Below are 23,648 nucleotides of genomic sequence, written 5' to 3' on the forward strand. Positions count from 1 at the left end.
AATTAAATTTATAATATCTATCAAAGCAGCATAATTTATAAACGGGATATTAATAAAAACTTGCAGTAAATTCGCCGCAATTCCCAGAGCAGCAAGCCCGGCCGCTATAAAATTTAAGTGAGTCATCCGCGCAAAATCTCTCCTTATAATATTACATGAATAATAACAGATTATAAGAGACCGCGCAAAAATTTATGTGAGATTCCGAGCTTCTTTGCTTTTCACGCTAAATTTATGCAATAACTTTAATGCTTCAAGAGGCGTTATATTATTTATGTCCAGATCTGCGAGTTCTTCAATAATTGCGTCACTCTCAGGCGATAATAACATAATTTGACGCTTTAAAGCATTTTGAGGCAAGGGAGCGGGGATTTTTTCAGGTTGTAATTCGAGTCCTTCACGCTCAAAAATTTCCAGTAATTCAAATGCTCGTCTCAATACTATATTCGGCAGACCTGCGAGTCTTGCTACCTCAATCCCATATGAACGCGACGCCGGGCCGGGTATGATCTCATGCAAAAATAAAATTCCTTCTGAGCCTTCACTAACTGCCATGCTGTAATTTTTCACGCCTTCAAGTTTTGACTCTAAACAAGTTAATTCATGACAATGAGTCGCAAATAAGACTCTTGCACGAGATTCAACCGCCAAATATTCAAGCACTGCCCAAGCTATGCTCATTCCGTCCCATGTCGCTGTGCCTCGTCCTACCTCGTCAAGAATTATCAAGCTCCTGTCAGTCAAATTATTTAATATATTAGCAGTCTCTAACATCTCAATCATAAATGTAGAATTGCCGCGAACTAAATCATCACGCGCACCGATTCGGGTGAAAACTCTATCAACGAGTCCAAATCTAGCAGACTCAGCGGGAATCCATAAACCTGCCTGCGACATAATAGACAATAAAGCAGTCATTCTAAGCCACGTAGATTTTCCGGCCATGTTAGGCCCAGTGAGAATTATTACACGAGAGTCCCCGCCTAAATTTACATCATTGGGAACAAAACCCGACGCGCGTAATTCATACTCTAAAACGGGATGACGGCCTGATTTTATCTCGATTATATCCGAATTATCTACAACGGGACAAATATAATTCCTTTCACGAGCAAGCCCCGCAAATGACGCAGCACAATCAAGCAGACCCAGTAAACGCCCAGTCAGCTGCAAATTTTGACTATATGAAATTATATGATTTATTATTTCGTTATAAAGTTTAGACTCAATCCTTGAAATTTCCGACTCGCTTGCATTCATGTTTGACTCAAAATTTTTGAGTTCAGGAGTTACAAATCTTCTCGCATTCACAAGAGTCTGAGTCTGCTTAAAATATTCCGGCTGAATTGTGAGTCCTCCCTTACCAGATTCAAGATAATAGCCGAATGCATTATTATAGCCAGCTTTCAATTTCGGGGTCGCTGTTGCCTGACGTTCTTTATCGAGATATTCATTTAGCCATTTTTCGCCCTGTGTTGAGATCTCGCGCCACTTGTCAAGCTCTTCATTGAATCCGGACTTGATAACGGCCTTAGTTCCCAGTATTCGCGGCAAATCTTCTTCTAGTGAGTCATTCAAGTAATTTTGCAGGTCGCTCAAATCGGGAATATTTTCCTGCAAACTCTTTAACGGCTCGGCAAGTTCAATAGCTTTTATATCGGGAATGATTCTCAAAGTATCACGAATTGCGGCCAAGTCTAAAGGATTCGCCGTTCCCAGTGCTATACGTGATAATGAACGCTCAATGTCGCGAGTTCCCGCTAACATGTCAAGAATTCGGGAAGATTCAAGCGGTGAGTCGACAAAAATTTTTATTGATTCCTGCCTGCGTTTGATTGCGTTGATGTCCATTAAAGGCCGTAAAAGCCAGCTTCTAAGAGTCCGCCTTCCCATAGGAGTCCGGCATTTGTCGAGACTCGTTAATAATGACACGCTGCCGACTGAGCAGACTTCAGGGATTAATTCAAGATTTCTTTGTGCGCTTGAGTCAAGACTCATTCTTTCACGAACTAACAACGGCGAAATTTAGAACTTGATTCAGCGTGCTGAATTGAGTCGCCGATAAATAATCAAGTGCTGCCCATGCCGGACCGACGCATAAATCGGACTCATTTATTCCGAATCCCTCAAGCCGTGAAGTATGTAAAATATTTTTGAGCCTTCCCGCTGCATTCTCGATTTTAAAATTTTCATATGAGACTGGCAATAAATTATAATCTCTCAAGAATTCAGGCAAATTTTTTATATTAGACGGGTAAAGAATTTCACCGGGTGCAAATGCTGATATAACGGCTGCTGCGTCGCGTTCGTTGAGTGTGCCCGCCTCGAGTCTTCCTGTATTAACTGCTAACAATGCAAGAGCGATTTTATTTTTTGCGGGATATACTGCGGCCAAGTGTCCGGATTCGCTTGTAAATTCTTCTTCAGGAACATAAGTTCCGGGCGTTACGACTCTAATAATTTTGCGTTCGACGATTGCCCCCGTTTTAGGTTCTCCGATCTGCTCACAGATTGCGGCCCTGTAACCGGCTTTTATGAGTCGTCCCAGATAAGAATTTAAAGCATGATGAGGAATCCCAGCCATAGGAATTTTTTTTTGCGAGTCCCTTGCAGTCAGTGCTATATCAAGTACTGATGCTGCTTTTCTTGCGTCGTCAAAAAATAGTTCGTAGAAATCTCCCATGCGAAATAATAATAATGCGTCGGGATATTCTTTCTTGAAAGTTTTATATTGCTCCAGCCACGGAGTCATTTTCACATCAGGCGGTATTATGTCAGTCATTAAAAAATTTTGCCCTCTAGTTAAATATTAAGAGTCATTATAACATTTTTGCGGCGTGGAATCTCGTTCTAGGGCGGGCGGGTGGGAGGAATCAGGCACGCGCGGGGGACTCACTTATACAAAGTGTGTGAAGAAATTTGCAAATGAACTATAAAATTTTCCAGCTGTCAGAGTCCGATAAATTTTCAAGCGAGTGAATAATCTTCCCGTATAAATCCGGTATATTTTCGCGTAAACCTGCAATAAATTCGCGCATTCTTTGCCTTTGAGTATGACCAGCGAACGGGCAGGAACTGGGAATAATGGGAAGTTCGAGTCTCTTTGCCTCGTCAATAATTGCTGATTCACTCGATAAAATTAGCGGCCTTATAACAGTTATATTTGTGCGTGACATGTGAGCAGTGGGCATAAAACTTTTAGCGCGTCCCGTGTGAAATAGATTCAAGAAAAAAGTTTCTACAGCGTCATCTAAGCTATGACCGAGTGCTAATTTATTAAATTTATTCTCTGCTGCCCATGAGCTTAATATCCCCCGTCTCATATTTGCGCAGAATGAACACGGCGATTTTTCTTGTCTAGCATTAATTATTTCGATTATGGGCTGATTTATGACTTCATAATTTATTTTGTTGTAATCGCAATAATCCTGCAATATATTTGTGTTCATGCCTGTTAATTGCACTGTGAGGGCTGCTAAATTAAATTTAACGGGGCTGCGTTTCGAGAATTCATTTAATGCGTGTAAAAGTATTAAGCTGTCTTTGCCGCCTGATAAGCCGACTAAAACATTATCGCCGTCTTGAATCATTTGCCAGTTTGCAAGAGCTTGGCCTATTTTGCGTCTTAGTGATTTAGATATAGATAAATTCCAGCTGCAATAAAACATTTTTTGCTATATATAATAAATAAAATTAAGAAAGCAAGAACTTGCAAGAATTCTCACTTTCTTTTACGCAACATACCCTAAATTATAAATTAGAAATTTACTTCTGTATCATAATAACAGCATTTCAATAATTTTTCCATCTCATCAACTGAAGGCTGTCTAGGATTTGACCCCGTACAAGCGTCCGCAATCGCATTTACTGCAATATCGTGTAATCTCTCAAGGAATATTTTTTCAGGGACGAATCCGTTTTCTGTCGGGTAACTGTCCGCGCCGTAATTCTTTATGCAATGAGGTATATTTAAATCGTCATTCATTTTGCGGAGAAATTTAATTAATGCTGCAACTTTCTCATTATCTGACGCGCCTTTATCAGCGATTCCCATATAGTCAACTATAACGCCGTAACGTTTTTTAGCTGTCTCGTCTTTGGCATTAAAAGCTATAACTTTCGGGAGATACATTGCATTAGCCGCACCGTGTATAATATGTGCCCCGCAATCCGCGAAAACTGCCCCGGTTTTATGTGCCATTGAGTGAACTATACCGAGTAAAGCATTAGAGAAAGCCATACCGGCCAAGCACTGGGCATTATGCATATTGCCGCGCGCTTTCATGTCGCCATTATAAGACGGGACTAAATCATTCATGATCATTTCTATAGCGTGAATAGCTAACGGATCAGTATAATCACAGTGAGCAGTCGAAACATAAGCCTCAACCGCATGAGTCATCGCGTCCATTCCTGTATGAGCGACTAACTTTTTCGGCATTGTCTCGGCAAGTTCAGGGTCAACTATTGCTATATCCGGAGTGATTTCAAAGTCTGCTATGGGATATTTAATCCCCTTTTTATAGTCCGTGATAATTGAGAATGCTGTAACTTCCGTTGCTGTTCCTGAAGTTGAAGACACAGCACAAAAATGGGCTTTCTTGCGTAATTCAGGAATCCCGAAAATTTTGCACATATCTTCAAACGTGCAGTCGGGATATTCGTATTTAATCCACATTACTTTTGCTGCGTCAATGGGAGAACCGCCGCCGATTGCAACAATCCAGTCAGGGCCGAACTCTAACATTTTTTGCGCGCCGCTCATGACTGTATCAACGGAAGGATCCGACTCGATTCCGTCAATAATTCTTACTTCCATTCCGGCAGCTTTGAGATATGACTCTGCTTTGTCGAGAAATCCGAATTTTTTCATTGAGCCGCCGCCCACGCAAATAACGGCCTTCTTACCCTTCAAATTTTTGAGTGCTTCAAGTGCGCCCTTCCCGTGAAAGACATCACTAGGTAATGTAAATCTCATCATGATAAAATTTGTCGAATCCTTTCATTTAATGATTAGACTAATTATAACGCAAATAATTATTTATAGATTAGCTTTGATTTTTGCGATAATATTATTATATTCCTGTTCTGATAAAAATTTTTTCTTAGGGTTCATCTCGAAAACTCCGCCCCACTCAAATTCATTCTTATATTTCGGGACAATGTGAAAATGTAAGTGGCAGCCCGTATCACCATATGCGCCGTAATTAATTTTGTCGGGATTAAATGCCGCGTGAATAGCCCTCGCAGCCCTGTTGACATCACTAAAAAATGCGTTTCTCTCTTCGTCTGAAATATTTACGATCTCGCTGACATGATCTTTATACGCAACAATACAGCGTCCGGGGTGGCTCTGTTCCTTGAATAAAATTAGAGAACTCACGCTCAAATCACAAATATAAATCCCGAATTGTTCGAGAAGTTCGCCCCTCATGCAATAACCGCAAGAATTATCTTTCTGAATACTGCTCATGATAAAATATGCCTCCTGAATAAAATATTTATGGATTTATTAAAGATTATTACTTTACGCCGGAAAATGCAATAAATTTATTTATTTCTCCCAGTAATCTAACGGCATATCTATTAAAATTTGCTTGGCACTTCTCCATTCAGGGTAATATTTATCTAATAAACTTCTGAATTTGTGCGTGTGATTGCGTTCAATTAAGTGTATAAATTCATGAGTCATAACATATTCTAGGCACTCAAGCGGCTTTTTGACGAGCTGAAGATTTATTAATATACTTTTTTTAGCGATATTACACGAACCCCAGCGAGTTTTCATGTTTCTAATTTTGCAGGCGTTTATGTGAAGATTCATTTTATTTTCACAGCGTTTTATGATTACCGGTAAAATCTGCTTTAACTCGGCGCGATACCATTCTGTTAATAATTTCTTGCGTCTCTCGTAACTTGTCCCGGCTGGAACTGTCATAATTATTTTATTCGGGACTCGTTCGATCTTGCTGTGTTTCTTGTCATGATAATTAATTTGCAGCATATAAGGCACTCCGTAATAATAACAGCTTTCACCTGAAATATATTCGCGCTTTGACTGCCTGAACTGATTACGCATACGGTCTTGAGCTTTGAGAATGTCGGGAATCTTGCGCAAAACAAAATTTTTTATGACTTCTCCCGGAGTCCTCGCAGGAACACTAACAACTATATCGCCATCAGGAGGCTTGACACGTATATATAAATTCTTTTGCCCTGAGCGTTTTATTATTTCTATATCGAGACCGCCAATTTTCATAAATTTTTTATTCATATTCTGATTGAGCCTTCACTATTTCAAAAATTTTGATTGACTCATTAACTGCGTTCTCCGGGGTCATGCCCGAATCCAGCAAAATATTATAAATATGTCCCTGAATCCTCCGGGCTATCGGCGGGTTTTGCTTGAAATCAGGCCTTATGCTTTGTCTTATTGCCTCGTCAAGTTTCAGAGTCAAATTTTCGTCCCCGTCTAAATAATCATAAATCGCCCGTCTTGCCGGACTCTCTCTTACTGAATCGGGATAAATTATATTATCTTCAGGGTGTAAAACTTTTCGCGCTATATCAACAAGTTCATTTAAATATTTTGCGTAGTCTATACTTTCATTTTTACGGCGGTTAATTAAGGCTTTCAACATTTCAGATAAATTATTATAATATTTCTCGTTCGTGTTGATTTTCTGGATTATCTCATAAAAAATATTATTCTCGATTATTTCGGGCTTGGCCTTGTCATCGCAGTTAAACCCGCGCAAAATCTCATCACGTGAAAATTTTTTACTGTCAACGAGCAATTTTACAAGGGACATATTATCAAGTTCGCTGATAACCTGCGACTCCTCCGCGTGAATATAAGTATCAAGTATATATCTCATGTCGGAGTCATAACCCTTCAAATCTATATAATCATGACTAGCTAATTTTATGAAATCTTTGACTCTGTTATACTCGCTGATTTCTTGCCTGAACTCGTTTACTTGCGATTCAGTATAATTATAGTGAGATACTAATCTATCACAGCAATCAGAAAATGAACGGGCCGCCGAACTTGTGAGAGTGTATAAATTCTCGCGCTCTAACTGTTTATCTTGACCGCAAAAATAATTTATATAGTCCGAGTCAGTCCGCGAGTCCTTAACGCCCGAAAATAATTCTTTCAAAGCCTGAAGACTCCCTAACATTTTAGATTTTGCCTCGTCATAACGACTCTTTAAGAATCCTTCTATATCGCTTTTATCATAATTATCAAATGCTCCCGAAGTGTAATCTTTAATGGCTGACTCTATATTCCTGAATAAATCCATATAGTCAATTATATAGCCGCATTCTTTCTCTTCGCCGTCAGTCCTGTTTACTCTGCAGATAGCTTGAAATAAATCGTGGTCTCTCATGCTCTTATCGATATATATATAAGTCGCGTGCGGTGCGTCAAATCCCGTCAATAATTTATCTACAACTATCAATAATTTCATTTGTCCGGGCGTGTCAGTAAATAATTTTTTTGCTGATTCCTCGTATTCTTTAGCACTCTTACCGTTTAGCATTCTCTTGTAAATTTTTGCCTTGTATAAATCTTCACTTGTGCCGGTGCGTAAATCTTTCTCTGAAGGCTCATAATATGACGTAACTATTGCGCATTTGGTAAAATTATTTGACTGGAAGATCTCCCAGTATTTGCAGGCCTCGTAAATGCTCCCGGCGACTAATAAGGCATTACCGGAATTATTAACGAGTCTCGGCTTGTTATTCATGTCAAATATAATATCTGCTGCAATTCTTTCGAGTCTTTCTTTCGAGCTGTATAATTTGCTTATAGTTGCCCAGCGGCGTTTGAGTTCATTTCTTGCGCGGTCTGATAATTGCTGAGTCTTAACGTCAAATAAAGCGTCTATTTTTGCCGGATCTGTCAAATATTGATTCACGTCTCTAGCTTCATATCTTAAATCAACTACAATTTTATCTCTTACTGCCTCGTCAAATTTATACGTGTGAATATACGGCCCGAAAATTTGCAAACTCGTGAGCTTGTCAGATTTCAACAACGGAGTCCCAGTAAACCCGATTAATACAGCATGAGGCATTAATTTTTTAACGGCTTGATGTAACTTCCCTGAATTTGTACGGTGGCACTCATCGATAAAGGCTATAATATGCCCCTTAGCACTGTAATTTTTCGGCAGATTATCAACGAGTTCACGAATATATAAATCAATATCCGCGCCCCCTTTGACGTTATGACCATATTTATGAATTAATGAGCATATTATTGAATCCTGATCACGATTCAGAATATCCCGTAAATCCCCGCCGCTCCTAGCACGTTTTATAGTTTTCTCGCCCGAATCGATAAATACGCCTTCAATTTGCGAGTCTAATTCGTCCCTGTCAGTGATTATTACGACTCGGCTGTTATCAATATTTTCGCGAATCCATTTCGCAAGCCATACCATTATTAAAGACTTCCCGGAGCCTTGAGTGTTCCAAATTATTCCGCCCTCGCCTTGTTTGATTCGTTCCTGAGCAGCTTTCACCGCAAAAAATTGATTATGACGCGCTATTTTCTTGACTCCCTTGTCAAATATCATGAAATTATGAATCAAACTCAAGAATCTATCATGTTGACATAAAGATATAATGCCGTCTCGTAAAATATTCTTTTCTTGTGACTGCAAAGCGCGAATCTTTTGAGATAGTGAATCTTTTGCGTTAATGTCTTCTTTCCATGTTAAATAAAATTTTTCCGGAGTCTCTATTACCCCGTAGCGCAGACCTTGTGAGCCGTTCCCAGCCATTAAAATTTGAATCGGATTAAAGAATTCTTGTATGCATTCTTTGCTTTGATTGCGGATAATTTGACGGATTCCATTTTCGACGGCGACACATGAATTTTTTAGCTCAATCATTCCCAGTGCTATACCATTCACATATAAAACTAGGTCGGGGCGTTTTTTCTGAGCAAATGAGACTGTAACCTCTTCGGCCAAGTAAAAATTATTTCTCTCAGTGTTAAGCCAGTCAATATAATGAACAGTTATATAATTTCCTGACTCGTCCTTAGTGTTCGCTCCATAACGAATTAAATTATAAATTTCTTGATTGATTTTATATAGCGGGCCGCTTTGAGTGTTTATTAACTTGTCAAGAGAGTCAAGAGCCTGCTTAATTACATAATCGCTATAATTCCGTGATAGAAGATTTTCACGCAGCAAATTATTTATTACGGGCAAATTATTTTGATTCTCAAGATTGCCGAGAAAGTTATATTTTAAATCATCAATCAGCCATTTTTTGACTCGTTCCTGTAAATGCCGCTCGTTTTCGATTAACATAGCCGCACCTTCCCAGTTAATAGATCGTTCATAGCTCCGTCACGTATCTGAATGATTTTATCACGTTCGGACTCGAGCGCAAGAATTTCATTATCAAAGGCGGTTAGTGTGTCGGCGATTGCTTGCTGTTCAGTGAGGGGGGGGAGGGGGATTTGAGTATCTAATATTATACTGTTATATAGTCTTCTGATAGTTGTACCTTCTAAATTTTGCCATTTGTGCGCTTGATAGAAATACATTAAAAATTTATTACATAATATATCGTGATTAACATCAAGCCATACGATATTAGAATCTTGAAAATATGAATCTCTACCATCAAACATAACGGCGCGCCCTATTGTACCAGCAGCAGAAAGCAAAATATCGCCGACTTTAGGATATGGATATAAACGTTTATAATTCTCGTATAGTTCACGACTTATATATGCGTCCGATTTTCCGCCGAATGTTCCTATTTTGTAGAATGGGATTTGTCCAAAGGGTTTTGTTTGATGTTGGAAAATTCTACGACACATTTTAACGACTCCTATATCCCCTAATTTCTTAACCTCCCACGCAGAGCAAAAGCCTTTAAGCCTCGTCCGGCCAGTCATTAAATCATTTAGTGCACCTTCTCGAATTGCTTTCTTTTTTGCGGTTAACTCAGATAAATTATTTATATGATTGTCGAATACTGCGAGGGTGTTGGCTATGGCGTGTTGTTCTGATAGGGGCGGGAGGGGGATGGAATATTGCATTATATATTTCTTATCGCCACGTGGCATCTTTGTCCCCTTAACTCCGCCATTCATGACATAATTAATAAAATTTTCGTTCGCAATACAATAATATAAAAATTTAGGATAAATATTTTCATTTGCAACTAACACAAGAACATCAGCACTACACGCGCCGGAAAAATCCGCAAAATAAACCTTTTTCAAATATGGGCGAATATTGGCAATTAAAATATTTCCACTGTTAAAAGCTATTCCCGTTATAAGTTGTTTATCTTGATATTTATCAATACCGTTAAAATTTTGTCTCATATTCTCCGTACTAATATATAATCTTTTGGATACCGTAATTCTATCATTTCTCAAGAAAGCAATTTCTGAAAGTTTTACATTTACCATTTATAGCCCATTCCTTTCAACGCTGCCTGCACTGCCTCGCGTGATTCTTGTGTATTATTCTCGATTTCTGACAGTGTATGCTCGTATCTTTTTGCGATAATCACGAGTCTTGCTGCTGACTCATTTAAAACTGTGTCGAGTTCGTTATTAATTTGCCCTCTCAAGAAAGCCGCCCATTTGTGAGTAAACAATAAATTTTTTACCTCGTCAACTGTCAAACGTGAATATTTTTCTAGGACTTGTTTATCAAGATTCTTTTTTGCAATCTTTATATCAAAAATTATACGATGTTGTTTTACTAAGTTAGCAAAATAATCCGTTATTGCACGATATTCTTCGGATTGGTCAAGCCTCTTATTTTCTAATTCTTTCATTCTGGGCGGTATATCACCCATTTTTATATCTCCTTTTTCATTAATAACTTTATTAAGGAGTCCGTCTTCGCCTGAACCTTCTTCAAGTTTTTCATCAAGAATTATTTGTATAGATTCAAGTTGTAACTCTAAGTCAGCAATTTTTGCAAGTTCCTCGGAAAAATAAACGCTCTCAATAATTCCGCGCGGTATTAATTCCCCGTCAAAACTTTTGACTCTGTTATTCTTGTCGTAGTTGTATGAGATTTCGCGCCCAGCCTCGTAGCCGCTTGACTTGATTATATAAATATCGTCCTGTAAAATCTCGTTCCAGTAATTCATTAAGCAATCGAACACGCTATATTTATCGATAATTAAAGAATTCGAGTACTCACCCAGAATCAAATCACCGAGTTCACGAATTAATTTTTTAGGGATTGAGTCCTGATTGACATTTAATAATAATTCACGTGCTTTGACTTCCCAGTTTGTAAAAATTTCTTGGCCTTCTTTGATTTTCTGAGCGCGTAAAGACTCGTCATTCATGAAAAAATTTTCGATTGAGTCGGGGTTGATTTCCTGAAAAATTTTAGCTTTTAGATCCGGAGATATTTGCCAAATTTTATTAAGCGAGTTTATATCATGTTCAGGAATTCCGCCGAGTAAATGAGCCTGTATATTTTGAGGGAGTGAGTCGTCTTCTTTCTGAATATATCGCGGGACGTTCATATTTCCTGCGTTTGAGTCTAAGATTTCAGAATAGGGCACGAGCCGCGAATAACCGGGGATTTCCTGCTGTGAGTGATAGACTCTTACAATGCGTTCAATATCCTGCTCGCGTAACCTGTTTTTATTGCCGTCTTTCTTGAATCCGTCGCTTGCGTCAATAAAGAAAATATTTTCTCGTTTGTCCGAGTCTGATTTGTCGATAAATAATAAACATGCGGGAATTCCTGTTCCGTAAAATAAATTAGCCGGTAAACTGACGACTCCCCGAATATAACGAGTCTTAAGCAAATTAATCCGTATAGATTCCTCCGCGTTGCCCCTGAATAATACGCCATGAGGCATAACGACTCCGGCCTTCCCATTAGAATCAAGCGATTTAATTACGTGTAAGAGCCAAGCATAATCGCCGTTTTTCTCCGGAGGAGTCCCGAATCCGTCAAAGCGTTTATAAATATCTTGAGAGACTCCGCCGTCTGCCCATGATTTATCGGAAAAAGGAGGATTCATAACAATGAAATCAAATCGCCGGAGCTGCCCGAACTTGTCAAGAAATTTAGGATCTGAGAGAGTATTACCTTTTTTGATTATGCCGGTGCCCTTCTGATGTAGTACGAAATTCATTTTAGCGAGTCCTGCCGTAGCGTTGTCGATTTCCTGACCGTAAATAGAAATCAGCGAGTCCCCGTTTGAGTCAACAGGTGCCTCATCAGCTGCCCGAATTAAGAGACTCCCGCTTCCTGCTGCCGGGTCATAGAGAGTAGCAGGTTGGGTAATATTTTCGATCCCTATTAATTTAGCGATAACTCTTGATACTTCACTGGGAGTATAAAATTGTCCCTTGCTTTTGCCTGATTCTTGGGCAAATTTCATCATGAAATACTCATAAGCGTCGCCGATAATGTCATCACCGCTGGCCCTGTTTGAGCGAAAATCTAACGCAGGATCTTCAAATATTCCGATTAAGCCCGAAACTTTATCAATTAATTCCTTGCCTGAGCCGAGTTCATTAGTATTATTAAAGCTGACATCAGGCAAAGCACCTTTTAACTCATTAGCATCGATAAATTTTTGTATAGTTTTGTCAACAATTTCGCCGACATCTTTCTTATTTTTTGCGTTGATTAACACATTAAATGACGCGTCATCAGGTATAATGAATTCGGAGAAGGGGTCATTATTATATTTGTCAGAGACGTATTTAAAGAATAACAGGACTAGCACATAATCTTTATATTTAGCAGGCTCGACTCCCCCGCGTAGTTTGTTGCAGGCCTCCCATAATTTAGAGTATAAAGCAGATTTCTTAACGGGCATTGTAAAATTTTCCTCTCAGATTATAATCTCATAATCATAAATTGCGATTAGTTAATATATTTTCAAGAAATTTTTTGCAGATGTCAAGAATAAATATAAAAATTTTCGTGATTCCCCGTGTATGAAGCCGTGTTATTGTGCAGTGAGCTATAAAATTTTTCTGATTCCCTGTGTATAAAGCCGCCTTATTGTGCAGCGAGTTATATATAAAATTTTTGCTATTTCCTGCTAAAAAAATAGTCATGTTATAATTCAGCAAATCCATAAATACAGACTTCAAATTTTCGTGGATTTCTCCCAGATTTTACTAATACATTTACTAATACAAAAAGTTGAGATAATTAATTTATTTGCAATGCTTTACAGAGAAAAATTTTTTGCTATGTTGATAAATTTTTTGCGAGAAATTTTTGCGTGTGAAATATAAATTTTTGCGCGTATAAAGTCATGTTATAATGCATAAAACAGTCTTCAAATTTTAGTGAAAATCTCACAGTTTTACAGCTGCATTTACAGCTACAAAAATATAATATTATTCAAGTATTAACAAAGACTCATAGAGATAAAATTTTTTGTTATAGTGCAATTTTTGCGGGGGATTTTTGCGTGTGAATTATAAAATTTTTGCGCGATAAATTAATCAATCATATATAATAAAAGCTAGAATTTTCACCGAGTCGGGAGGCACTGAAACATGAATTTATTTAATGTAATAATCTCGTGGATTTTCTCTACAATTTTTTGTATAACGCTTTTAATGTATATCGCGAAATATCCTCGTCAAAGGACAAAGCTCCTAAAGATAATTTTTTCTGCGATGTTTATAGTGGGAATGATTTTATATTGTTCATGTAATTATTTAGTGCTGGAAAATGCCGCCCTAGAATTGCCGGAGAAAGTAAAGAGAGAATTATTATGGGTCAAGAGTGAGTATGCTTCATTGTTTTATATTCCCTATGTAACTGTAAGATCTGTAATAGATGTCGGGAGAATGTTTTCAGGTTATCCTAATGGAGACGCGTTTTATAGTCTGCCAATTTCAAGAAATCCATTTGCTGTATTTGCGTTTCTGCTGATTAATTTAATAGCTTTTTTCACGACGGCGACCGCTTTAATTACTCGATTCGGAAATGATTTACTGCGATGGATCAGGTTAAAAGCTCCGAATATGTTTGATATTATATTAGTGTTCGGAGTAAATGCTAATTCTATATCATTAGGCCGAAATATTATAGAGAAAAAGGGAGATATTATTATATATGTTGACAGCGTAATCGATGAGAAATACGAGTCATCAATAAGAGATTTAGGGGGTATTGCTTACTCTGACAGCGGGGCAATAAAAGCGCAAGATTCATTTTTGCAGGAAATCAGAGTCAAGCCGGATAAAACAAAATTGAGACTTTACGCGCTCTCAAGTGAATACGATAAAAATTTGCAATATGCTCAAAAAATGTCAGACAGCTTGAATAAATTAAAAATTTCTCCCGAACAAACGGAGCTCGTATTATTAGGCACTGACGAATGGAAAGGAATGATATTTCAAGCAAACGGGACTAATTACGGCTACGGCGATGTAATTTCATTTGATGAGCACGAACTGACAGCAAGACTCTTAATTCATAAATACCCGTTGTGTAACGCGATAAATTTTGACTCTAATGGGCTTGCTACTGAAGATATTAACATTCTCATAGTTGGATTTGGACGCATAGGGCATGAAGTTTTGCGAAAAGTTATAGCAAATGGACAATTTGAGGGCAGTAATTTTCACGCAACTATTTATGACCCTAATTTTGAACGCAGGGCAGGTTTTGTGCAGTATCAATATCCTAAAATGTTCAAGAATTATAAAATAATATTCGAGCCTCAGGAAGGAAGAAGCACTAAATTATATTCTTTCTTGCAGGAAAACGCGGCCAAGTTAAATTATATAGTAATCTGCATTGAAGATAAATACATGACGCGGGGAATGGCCATAAGAATAGTAGACCGTCTGCAGTCACTGGGATATTCAAAGAATGTATATACTTGCGACACTGAAAGCGTTAGATGTTATTCTGAAGATGTCAAGGGCTATGAGTCTAACTTGATATATGACTCTGAAATACTTTTCTCTGAAGAGCTCGATAAATACGCAATGGAATTAAATCATAAATATTCAGGCGGGAGAAATTTATATGAAGACTGGAGACAATGCAGTTATTTTGACAGAATGAGCAGCCGTGCAGCTGTTGATTACTTGATCCCATTGATAAAGCGGATTAATGCAAAAAAATTGACTCCTGAACAGCGCGAGAATTTGGCAAAAAGTGAGCATTTAAGATGGTGCGCATTTCATTATACATTTGGCTTTGATGTCATGGACAAGTCAGAATTTACAGCGCGCATAAAAGAATACAATCACGAAATCAAGGAATCTGGCCAATCATCAATTAAGATTAGTAAGGACATGGAAAATTTAAAGCACGTCTGCCTTGTTGACTGGGACAAACTTGACGAGATTTCAAGACTCGAAGATTCATTAATTCATAATAACAGGAATTATAAGAATCATGACAGAGGAAATGTCGATACAATTATGAATTTAATACAAGCCGACTCTAAAGAAAGCTGATTATTATTTATCATGAATGAAACTTTTAAATATTACGCGTTTATAAGTTACAGCCACGCAGACAAGAAAATTGCGAAAAAATTACAGCGAAAACTAGAACACTATCATTTGCCGGCAGCTTTGCAAAAAAATAATCCTGATCTGCCTAAAAAATTAAGTCCCATTTTCATAGATGACTCTGACCTCGTGGGCAAGGGGAATTTAAAGACTGCTTTACAGGAAAATCTTGACAGATCTAATTATTTAATCGTGATATGCTCACCGAACAGCGCAAAATCTGAATATGTTAATGACGAAGTAAATTATTTCATAAAACTCGGCCGGGGTGATCATATTATTCCGTTTATTGTTGACGGAGTCCCTCACTGTGAAAATATTTCGCTTGAATGTTTCCCGCCCGCAATTCTTGAATTACCCCGCGAAAATGAATTACTTGGAATCGACCTTAAAAAATTTGGCATGTATGAGTCCTTCTTAAGGCTTATTGCTACGTTATTGAGACTCGATCTTGATGACTTTGTAGAGAGGGGCCGCAAAGAACGCAGAAGGAAAAATATTATACTTGTCTCGTTATTTTTTGCGCTGATAATTATAGGTTTTATGCTGGTACCGCCGCCCTATAATGAGACTTACGCAGAAAATGTAATGTATAACGCGCTCGCTTCATATGTGAGAGCAGGAAATCAATACGAAAATTTACACAAATTAACGGACTCGGCAATTAATAATCCGTCTGAATTCACGAAGCAATTAAATTTATATAATCAGCAAATTTCATACAGGGCAATGACCGATAAGAATTCAGTGCAATATTTAGCTGACATGCTTAAAACCGGCAAAGTTATGCCGTCATCAAGACAGCCCATGAGTCAACACGAATGCGCCGAGCTTTTGACTCTGCCTGATAGCCGGGAAGACGAATATAAATTTTTTGCTAGTGTATTAGAATTCGTTATGAGTGATGATTACGCAAGAAAATATTATAGTTCCTACCCTGAAATTTTGCGGGATATTTTAGAAGTTGACGCGAATATAACAGCAGAATTATATCAAATTGTCTGCACGCCTCATTTAACAGGGAAGTACGCCGATAATTCAGTAACAGCAAAGGCATATAATAATTTATTCTCGTCAGTTCCCAAGCAAAACGAGCATTTAACGGGCGAAAATCCTAAACAAGCGCGGGAATCTCTGGCACGGCTCAAAGGCTCAAGAAATGATTATCTGCAAAAATTAAACTCGCTGGGAGTCTTAGAGGCTTATAAATCAACAGCACCGGCAAAACCTGTTATTACTTCAGATGACGAAATATTTATAAATCAGCCTGTTATTTCAGACGATAATAAATCAGAATCAAGAATGTTAAATGACTTACTCGCATATATTTATAACCGTGAAATTATTTGCAGTAATATTAAATGGATTCTTGACTCGTTCGAAAATTTTGACCGCAAAAGAACATGGGAATCCCTCCAAATAGCGCGCGCAGTTGTTCAAATAGCTAGGGCAGATATTATTAAATGCAAGCTCCCGCCTCTTGAAATGACGGATAATGACAGGCAAAAATTAATGAATCACAAAATCGATGTAAATTTTTTGAGTAATCTTGCCTTAATGTTCGATTCTGAGAAGGCTTCAGAGTTAAATACTTGTCTCACGCTCAATGATCACATTATGAGAGATGTATTTTTCCGTGATGACTGGGCAGTCTGTATGCGTGATGCTGATATTTACAGGCAAATTTTAGACTGCAATATAAAATATTTAGCTAACATAGCCGACTGGGTTTTGACAAATATAAATAATCCTGCTGTAACTAAAAAATTTGAGCTTTTACTCGCAAAATATTGTCCTGAAACACGGGCGAATCAACGCAAAATCCCCGACACTTTAAACAATATCGAGGACTCAGCACAAAAAATTTTAGATAAACTTGAGAATTTAGTATTAATCGATAAAGCAAAAGTCTTAGGAGCCGGCAATAATAGATTTAACATGCTAAAATATGCGCTCGATAATAAAGATTTAGAGAGATTCAAGCAAAATTTAATGAAAATCTCAAACATGCCGCCCCTTATATTTTCGCCTAAATGGTTCAGTGATAAAGAAATTTTTTACTTCTGGCGCGAGAATGGCAAAATACAATCGACTCCGAGTCCCCGCTCCGAAATTACAAGAGTTCCCGACATCTGCCGCGTTAAAATCAACGGAGTCAGCCTCAATCAAGTTAAAGAATATCAGCAGGAATTAAATAATAACGGGTTTAAGAGTCTCGGCGTCAAAGAAGAAGCTAATAAATTTACAGTTTTCTATAAATTTCAAGAAAGCAGATTCGCAATTATCTGGGAAGCTGAACAGGTTATTATATTAATGCATGAGAATCCCGTTTGTTTTGTGCCTGTATTATATCTATCTCTAATGAAATAATAAAATTTTTCTTGTTAATTAGCATAATAACTCCTGAAATATAATATAATTATCCGGATATAATAATAAATATTAAAACTTGAATTTATTCCCCGTTTTGAGCATGACGGGTATTTATATATAAAAATTTTTTGAACAGGAGGAACTATTATTTGACATCAAAGCGCAGAAAATTTAACGGTTCAGACGTTGAACATCTGAACTTCATTCCATTAGGGGGGCTCGGAGAAATCGGCAAAAATATGTACGTCCTTGAATATAATGACGAGATTCTTGTAATTGACAGCGGCCTTAAATTTCCTGACAGCGAACTCCCCGGAATTGATTATATTGTCCCTGATATAACTTATCTTGAGAATAATAGAGACAAAATTTTAGCAATTATCATAACTCACGGCCATGAAGATCACACGGGCGGACTTCCATATGCGCTGCCTCGTCTTGACGTGCCTATTTACGGGACTCAATTAACGCTGGGACTCATAAAGAATAAATTACAAGATGATTTACCGGGGTATAAGCCTCAAACTCATGAAATCAAAGCGGGCGACGTTATACAAATCGGCTCGTTCTTAGTAAGATTTATTGCCGTTGCGCATTCTATACCGGACGGGGTTGCACTCTCAATTGATACGCCTTTAGGGAGAATTTTGCACACGGGAGATTTTAAACTTGATTCGACTCCTGTTGATGGAAGAGTTACGGACTTTGCGGCACTGGCTGAAGAGGGCGACAAGGGCATAATGCTGTTATGTTCGGATTCGACTAATGCAGAGAGAAAGGGATTTACACCCAGTGAAAGAATTTTATCGGGGACTCTTGAGACACTTTTTAGGACATATAGAAATAAGCGCGTTATAATTTCTTCATTTGCCAGCAACGTACACAGAATCCAGCAGGCCGCCGACGTAGCAGCAAGATTTAACCGCAAAATCGCATTTCTTGGCCGGAGCATGATAAGAATTACGGAACTTGCGCGGGATCTGGGATATCTCAAAATTGACCCTAAAATGATTATTTCAATCGATGAAAGCTGGAAATATTCAGATAATCAATTAGTAGTAATTACGACTGGATCACAGGGCGAGCCATTCTCCGGACTCGTTACTATGAGCAGGGGCGAAAATAAATCTATTATACTCGGTGAACATGATGTAGTTTTCTTGCTTGCTTCAGTTATTCCAGGAAATGAAAAACTCGTAAATAACACGATTAATAGACTCTTTGCTCAGGGTTGTGAAGTCGTTTACGAGAAAGAAAGACAAATTCACGTCTCCGGCCATGCTTCAAGCGAAGAACTTAAAATCATTATGAACATAACCCGCCCGCAGTATTTTGTCCCGATTCACGGCGAATATAAACATTTAGTCAGGCACTCACAATTAGCGCAGGAAGTAGGAATCCCTTCACGCAATATTTTCTTAATGGTCAACGGGGATATATTGACTTTCACGCGGAATTCATTCCCGAAAAAACACGGACATGTTCAGGCAGGCGCAGTAATTGTTGACGGCAACGCGGCAGGAAGCATAAAGAGTGAAGTAATGAAGGAACGCCGAGAAATCGCAGAAGAGGGCGTATTAGTGGTGTCTGCTGCTATAGATGACAGGGGGAATTTATTAGCTCCTGTTGCAATTGAGACTCAAGGCGTATTTATCTCTGATGACACAAAGCAAATTTTTAACGAGTTATACGCAACGGCAGAACGAGTCATTACTGAATCAGCAGGGAAGAGAGTCAATCTTGACTCACTCAAACGGGCAATTAAGACAAGAGTCCGCGATGTATTGAGAAAACGCAACTCATCATTTGCGGTAATATTGCCTGTAATATCGTTAAAGCGTTCGGGCTATTATGATGACACGGCAATTTTTGAGAAGGACTTTTTTTAATATTTATATTACACTGGGAGGATTAATTTATTAATGAGCTTCAATTTACACACGTTTATATTAGGCTTAGTACAGGGAATTTGCGAATTTCTACCGGTGAGCAGCTCGGGACATTTGGCAATACTACAAAATTTTTTCGGCTTTGTAAATGAAAATCTCGTAGCATTTGATTTATTGCTTCATTGTGCTACTGTCTTAGTAGTATTTATTTATTTCAGGCACGATATTATAAGACTCATAATTGAATGGCTGGGCGGCTGGGTCTCAAGAAAGAGGGCGGGCGGCTGGGCTTATGGCTGGGCGATCTTGATAGCAAATTTCTTGACGGCTTTAATCGGTCTTCCATTGCGCAAAGTAGTAGACATTTTCACAGACAGGCCTATTTATATAGGGACGGGCTTAATATTGACGGCTTTCGTGTTAATTTTTGTGCCCATAATGTCAGACAGGCGGAGAAACTCATCACTCTTAAAAATTGCTTTTGTCGTGGGAATTGCGCAGGGTATTGCAGTATTGCCGGGGGTGTCTCGTTCAGGAATGACTCTAGCTGCGGGGCTGTTTATGGGACTCGGAGCGGCTGAGGCGTTCAGATTTTCATTTCTTGTGTCGATTCCTGCTGTGTTAGGCGCGACTTTATTAGAGGCTCTGAAATTTATTAAATCAGGTGAAGTTGTTTTCATGCCCGACGGCTATATATGGGCGGTAATTGCGGCGTTCGTTCTCGGTCTTGCGTCGCTGGGATTCATGAGAAAATTAATTCTCGCAGGCAAATGGGCTTATTTCGGGCTGTATTGCTTGATTGCGGGCTCGGCTGTGATTCTATTTTCGCTGAGAATCGTATAATGCATAAAATTATTTTAGCGTCAGGGAGTCCGAGAAGGCGGGCTTTATTGCAGGAACTCGGACTCGATTTCACGATTTATAAACCTGATGTAGACGAGAAAATTTTAGATCACGAATCACCGGGAAATTTATGCGGGAGGTTATCGCGTCTGAAGGCAGCAGCGGGCGCGAGAGTTTACCCGGACTCGATAATAATAGCAGCTGATACTATTGTAGTGATAAATAATAAAATTTTAGGGAAGCCGCATAACAGAGAAGACGCATTTAATATGTTAATGACTCTTCAGGGCAGGACTCACGAGGTTTTGACGGGCTTGACGATTTGCGAAAATAATAAAATTTTATCTCACGTCGAACACACGCGAGTCAAATTCCGGAATTTAACCGAGTCAGAAATCCGCGCGTATATCTCAACAGGTGAAAGCGATGACAAGGCCGGGGCCTATGCTGTTCAGGGTGTAGGCTCGCTCTTAGTTGAAAGACTCGAGGGCGATTATTTTAACGTTGTCGGTCTTCCTGTGTGCAGACTGGGATTAATGCTGCGTGAGTTCGGAGTCAATTTGCTTGAAAGTCAATAATTTATCACGATAATATTCATATTGTTTGCGTCGGGCGTTTATCTCTGCGGGAATGCCTGAAGTTATACTATTACAGAGCGAGTCAAATTTATCAAGTATTGCGCTGATTCGCTGCTGTTCTTCTATGGGCGGGAGGGGGAATCGGAATAAACGAAATTTTTTCATGTCGACCGAATCAAAATGGCCGTGATTAAGATTTTGCAAACATAATTTTTTTAGCTCATAACAATAATAGAATGCAAACATAATATCACATTCGGATTCAAATTCTTTCTTGATAGTTAAACACGTGAATCTCTGATTTGCTAGAAAATCAACCGTTATTAATGCGTGTTCGCCTATTGTCGCGGAGGTCGATATTATTAACGAGTTCGCAGGAAATGGGCGATTCTTTACTGCTTCGAGCGAAATTTTTTGCATTGCTGATGATAATATTCTGCCGTTCATCCTTATATCGTCCATTCTGAACCACGGCACTACTCCATTTTCCCAGTATGAATCATTGCGTTTTGACGGCGTATAACCGGTGCGAATGTCAAATAATTCCTCAATCGTTACCCATTTTATAGAATTATCAAATGTTAATAATTTATCGCGATAATAATTATATTGTTTCTTTCTTAATTCAAGTTCTCTTGTAAGTTCTCTTGTAAGTTCTGTGAATTTGTCGAGAATCCGTATTATTTCGCGTTGAACTTCTAACGGCGGGAGGGGGATCATAAAATCTGCTAAATTTTTGCCGTATATATGCGGAATTGGTCCGGGACTTTTGCGCCTGTAAATTTCTTCTTGTATGTTCGTCAAATAATAATAAAGATATTTGCTCAAAATTTCATTTGTATTCTTAGGGTCAACAGTAAAAGAATCCGCGCAAAAAATAGGCACTTCCCAAAAACTTACATATCCAGCAGAGCCAGACCCAGCAACAGTAATACAACCTGCCGGACGATTTGATATATTATGATAGAACGCAGGTTTTAATCCACCTGAAATAACAGGAATTTCACCAGCTACAGCACGCGCAGAAGTAAGAGATGTCCCCCGATTAAATTCGCAAATATCGCCTAACTTCTTAAATTCGACTCCATCAGGACAAAAAATATTTTTGCTCATTGTAATGACCCCTTTTTATGCTTTTATTTTCGTGTAAACTTTCTCGCGTATTGACCAGCCTAAATTATCACAGGCAAATTTTACAATGTCATCAAGTGCGCCGGGGCTGCCCATTCTCTCGCGTCCTGCACTGCTCATGAAGTCATAAAGTTTTGAATCGTTTAAGACTCTTAGTGCGGAATTTGCGAGGGATTTTGCGTTTTTTTCCGTTAAGATTTCAGAGTCGCCTAATAATTTTTTCTGGACTCTCTTGCCCTTCTCGTCAATTGATATAACGGGAATTCCCAGCCCCGCACATAATTGATTCGCTGTGCCTCCCAGTCCTAATAAAATTTTAACGCCTTTAGTGTTACTTGCTACACTGTCATATTTGAGTGAAATAATTATATTTTTACGCGTCAAAAAATTTTTATCCTGACTCACTTCCCAGCCGTGGGACTCGCAATTATCAAGAAATTCACTTACCGGCAAAGTCGGAGCTATTACCATGACAAAATTATAATTATTTATTTTCTCGTGTAAAATTTCGACCGAGTCAAGCAATAATTTCACGTCCTGACAAGCCCGCGCCCTGCTGCCCGGTAAAAGCAAAATTATATTTTTCCCGGTAATTCCTGAATCGCTATAATTATTATCTTCTAACAATAAATCCATTATAGGACTGCCCGAATAAATTGCCTTATTGCCTAATTGCTGCGCGCTTTTCTCGTCCCTTGCCCATGTCCTGAGAGTGAAAGCGTTAATTATTGCACGTTCGAGTCTCCAGTGTCCGCTAAGATATACAGTTTTTGCAGTCGCTAGAAATAACGGCCTCGCTCCCGATCCCAGCAAAGTATTTAGCAATAAATAAACATCTCCGGCACAAATGGGAGTCCTTATTCTGTGTGAAATTTTTTGCCAGTCATTTAATTGCGCCTTAACTTGTTTCAAGAGTCCTGCTTTAACGTCGCGCCATAAATCTTTTAAGCTATATTTTAAGACTCCGCCTGAAGGTGTTACAGATTGAGCAGAAATTACATCAAAACCTGCCCGAATATAAGAATCTCCCCGCCCGACAAGTGCAAAACCTGAAATTTTTGACTCCGGCAATTTTCCGCGCAATTTCTTGGCCAGCATTGCCCCTATAGCGTCTTCCCCGTAGCCATTAGAAGCAATTATAATTTTGGGCCTTAATGCTTGAGTGAGTGCGTTAAAAAATTTTTCCGGCTCATTTAATACGGCCTTGACTCTGGGAATAACGAGCGCAATTTCTCCCGGCCAAGTGAAATTATCAGGAAAATTATATAAATCCTTCTCTGTACACGTTATGAAATCTGCTTTACTCTTTATTGC

Annotated in this window: 17 protein-coding genes; 5 read left to right on the forward strand and 12 right to left on the reverse strand. The window is 38.6% G+C overall.

Going from position 1 to position 23,648, the window contains the following annotated elements:
- Window positions 1-192 precede the first annotated feature (192 nt).
- The 10 genes from mutS to IJS99_10975 form a co-directional block, all read right to left on the reverse strand.
- On the reverse strand, window positions 193-2,016 hold the full coding sequence (gene mutS, locus IJS99_10930; protein MBQ7562321.1) for a DNA mismatch repair protein MutS: 1,824 nt from the start codon (window positions 2,014-2,016) through the stop codon (window positions 193-195).
- Complete coding sequence (locus IJS99_10935; protein MBQ7562322.1) at window positions 2,003-2,782, reverse strand: hypothetical protein; 780 nt, start codon at window positions 2,780-2,782, stop codon at window positions 2,003-2,005. The genes mutS and IJS99_10935 overlap by 14 nt, the downstream gene beginning before the upstream one ends.
- 148 nt (window positions 2,783-2,930) lie before the next feature.
- Window positions 2,931-3,668, reverse strand: a complete 738-nt coding sequence (locus tag IJS99_10940; protein MBQ7562323.1) for a tRNA 2-thiocytidine biosynthesis protein TtcA — start codon at window positions 3,666-3,668, stop codon at window positions 2,931-2,933.
- An 89-nt stretch (window positions 3,669-3,757) separates the two neighbouring features.
- On the reverse strand, window positions 3,758-4,981 hold the full coding sequence (locus tag IJS99_10945; protein ID MBQ7562324.1) for an iron-containing alcohol dehydrogenase: 1,224 nt from the start codon (window positions 4,979-4,981) through the stop codon (window positions 3,758-3,760).
- A 60-nt stretch (window positions 4,982-5,041) separates the two neighbouring features.
- Window positions 5,042-5,473 (reverse strand): HIT family protein, encoded by a 432-nt coding sequence (locus IJS99_10950; GenBank protein ID MBQ7562325.1) that lies wholly within the window; start codon window positions 5,471-5,473, stop codon window positions 5,042-5,044.
- Window positions 5,474-5,554: 81 nt separating this feature from the next.
- The gene (locus IJS99_10955; protein ID MBQ7562326.1) at window positions 5,555-6,274 is read right to left on the reverse strand and encodes a M48 family metallopeptidase; all 720 of its coding nucleotides are present in this window, start codon (window positions 6,272-6,274) and stop codon (window positions 5,555-5,557) included.
- Window positions 6,267-9,332, reverse strand: coding sequence for an HsdR family type I site-specific deoxyribonuclease (locus tag IJS99_10960; GenBank protein ID MBQ7562327.1), 3,066 nt, complete (start codon window positions 9,330-9,332; stop codon window positions 6,267-6,269). Before IJS99_10960 ends, IJS99_10955 begins: the two co-directional genes overlap by 8 nt.
- Window positions 9,326-10,450 (reverse strand): restriction endonuclease subunit S, encoded by a 1,125-nt coding sequence (locus IJS99_10965; protein MBQ7562328.1) that lies wholly within the window; start codon window positions 10,448-10,450, stop codon window positions 9,326-9,328. Before IJS99_10965 ends, IJS99_10960 begins: the two co-directional genes overlap by 7 nt.
- Window positions 10,444-12,846 carry an SAM-dependent DNA methyltransferase gene (locus IJS99_10970; GenBank protein MBQ7562329.1) on the reverse strand — a complete coding sequence of 801 codons (2,403 nt, stop codon included), beginning with the start codon at window positions 12,844-12,846 and terminating at the stop codon, window positions 10,444-10,446. The genes IJS99_10965 and IJS99_10970 overlap by 7 nt, the downstream gene beginning before the upstream one ends.
- A gap of 34 nt (window positions 12,847-12,880) precedes the next feature.
- A complete protein-coding gene (locus IJS99_10975; GenBank protein ID MBQ7562330.1) occupies window positions 12,881-13,126 on the reverse strand; it encodes a hypothetical protein in 246 nt (81 codons plus the stop codon).
- 414 nt (window positions 13,127-13,540) lie between these two features.
- Here IJS99_10975 and IJS99_10980 point away from each other — a divergent pair, with 414 nt between their 5' ends.
- The 5 genes from IJS99_10980 (at window position 13,541) to maf (ending at window position 21,203) form a co-directional block, all read left to right on the forward strand.
- Entirely contained in the window at window positions 13,541-15,463 is a 1,923-nt protein-coding gene (locus IJS99_10980) for a hypothetical protein (protein MBQ7562331.1), read from the forward strand.
- 12 nt (window positions 15,464-15,475) lie between these two features.
- Window positions 15,476-17,890, forward strand: coding sequence for a toll/interleukin-1 receptor domain-containing protein (locus tag IJS99_10985; protein ID MBQ7562332.1), 2,415 nt, complete (start codon window positions 15,476-15,478; stop codon window positions 17,888-17,890).
- Between the two features lie 116 nt (window positions 17,891-18,006).
- Window positions 18,007-19,782 carry a ribonuclease J gene (locus IJS99_10990; GenBank protein ID MBQ7562333.1) on the forward strand — a complete coding sequence of 592 codons (1,776 nt, stop codon included), beginning with the start codon at window positions 18,007-18,009 and terminating at the stop codon, window positions 19,780-19,782.
- Between the two features lie 33 nt (window positions 19,783-19,815).
- Complete coding sequence (locus IJS99_10995) at window positions 19,816-20,625, forward strand: undecaprenyl-diphosphate phosphatase (protein ID MBQ7562334.1); 810 nt, start codon at window positions 19,816-19,818, stop codon at window positions 20,623-20,625.
- Window positions 20,625-21,203, forward strand: a complete 579-nt coding sequence (gene maf, locus IJS99_11000) for a septum formation inhibitor Maf (GenBank protein MBQ7562335.1) — start codon at window positions 20,625-20,627, stop codon at window positions 21,201-21,203. Before IJS99_10995 ends, maf begins: the two co-directional genes overlap by 1 nt.
- Here maf and IJS99_11005 read toward each other — a convergent pair.
- Window positions 21,159-22,316: a restriction endonuclease subunit S gene (locus tag IJS99_11005; protein ID MBQ7562336.1), complete on the reverse strand. Its 1,158-nt coding sequence runs from the start codon at window positions 22,314-22,316 to the stop codon at window positions 21,159-21,161. The genes maf and IJS99_11005 overlap by 45 nt on opposite strands.
- A 15-nt stretch (window positions 22,317-22,331) precedes the next feature.
- Window positions 22,332-23,648: tetraacyldisaccharide 4'-kinase (locus tag IJS99_11010; GenBank protein MBQ7562337.1), on the reverse strand; the 1,317-nt coding region annotated here is incomplete at its 5' end.

The sequence above is a fragment of the Synergistaceae bacterium genome (assembly GCA_017444345.1).
In the GTDB taxonomy this organism is placed as follows: Bacteria; Synergistota; Synergistia; order Synergistales; family Aminobacteriaceae; genus JAFUXM01.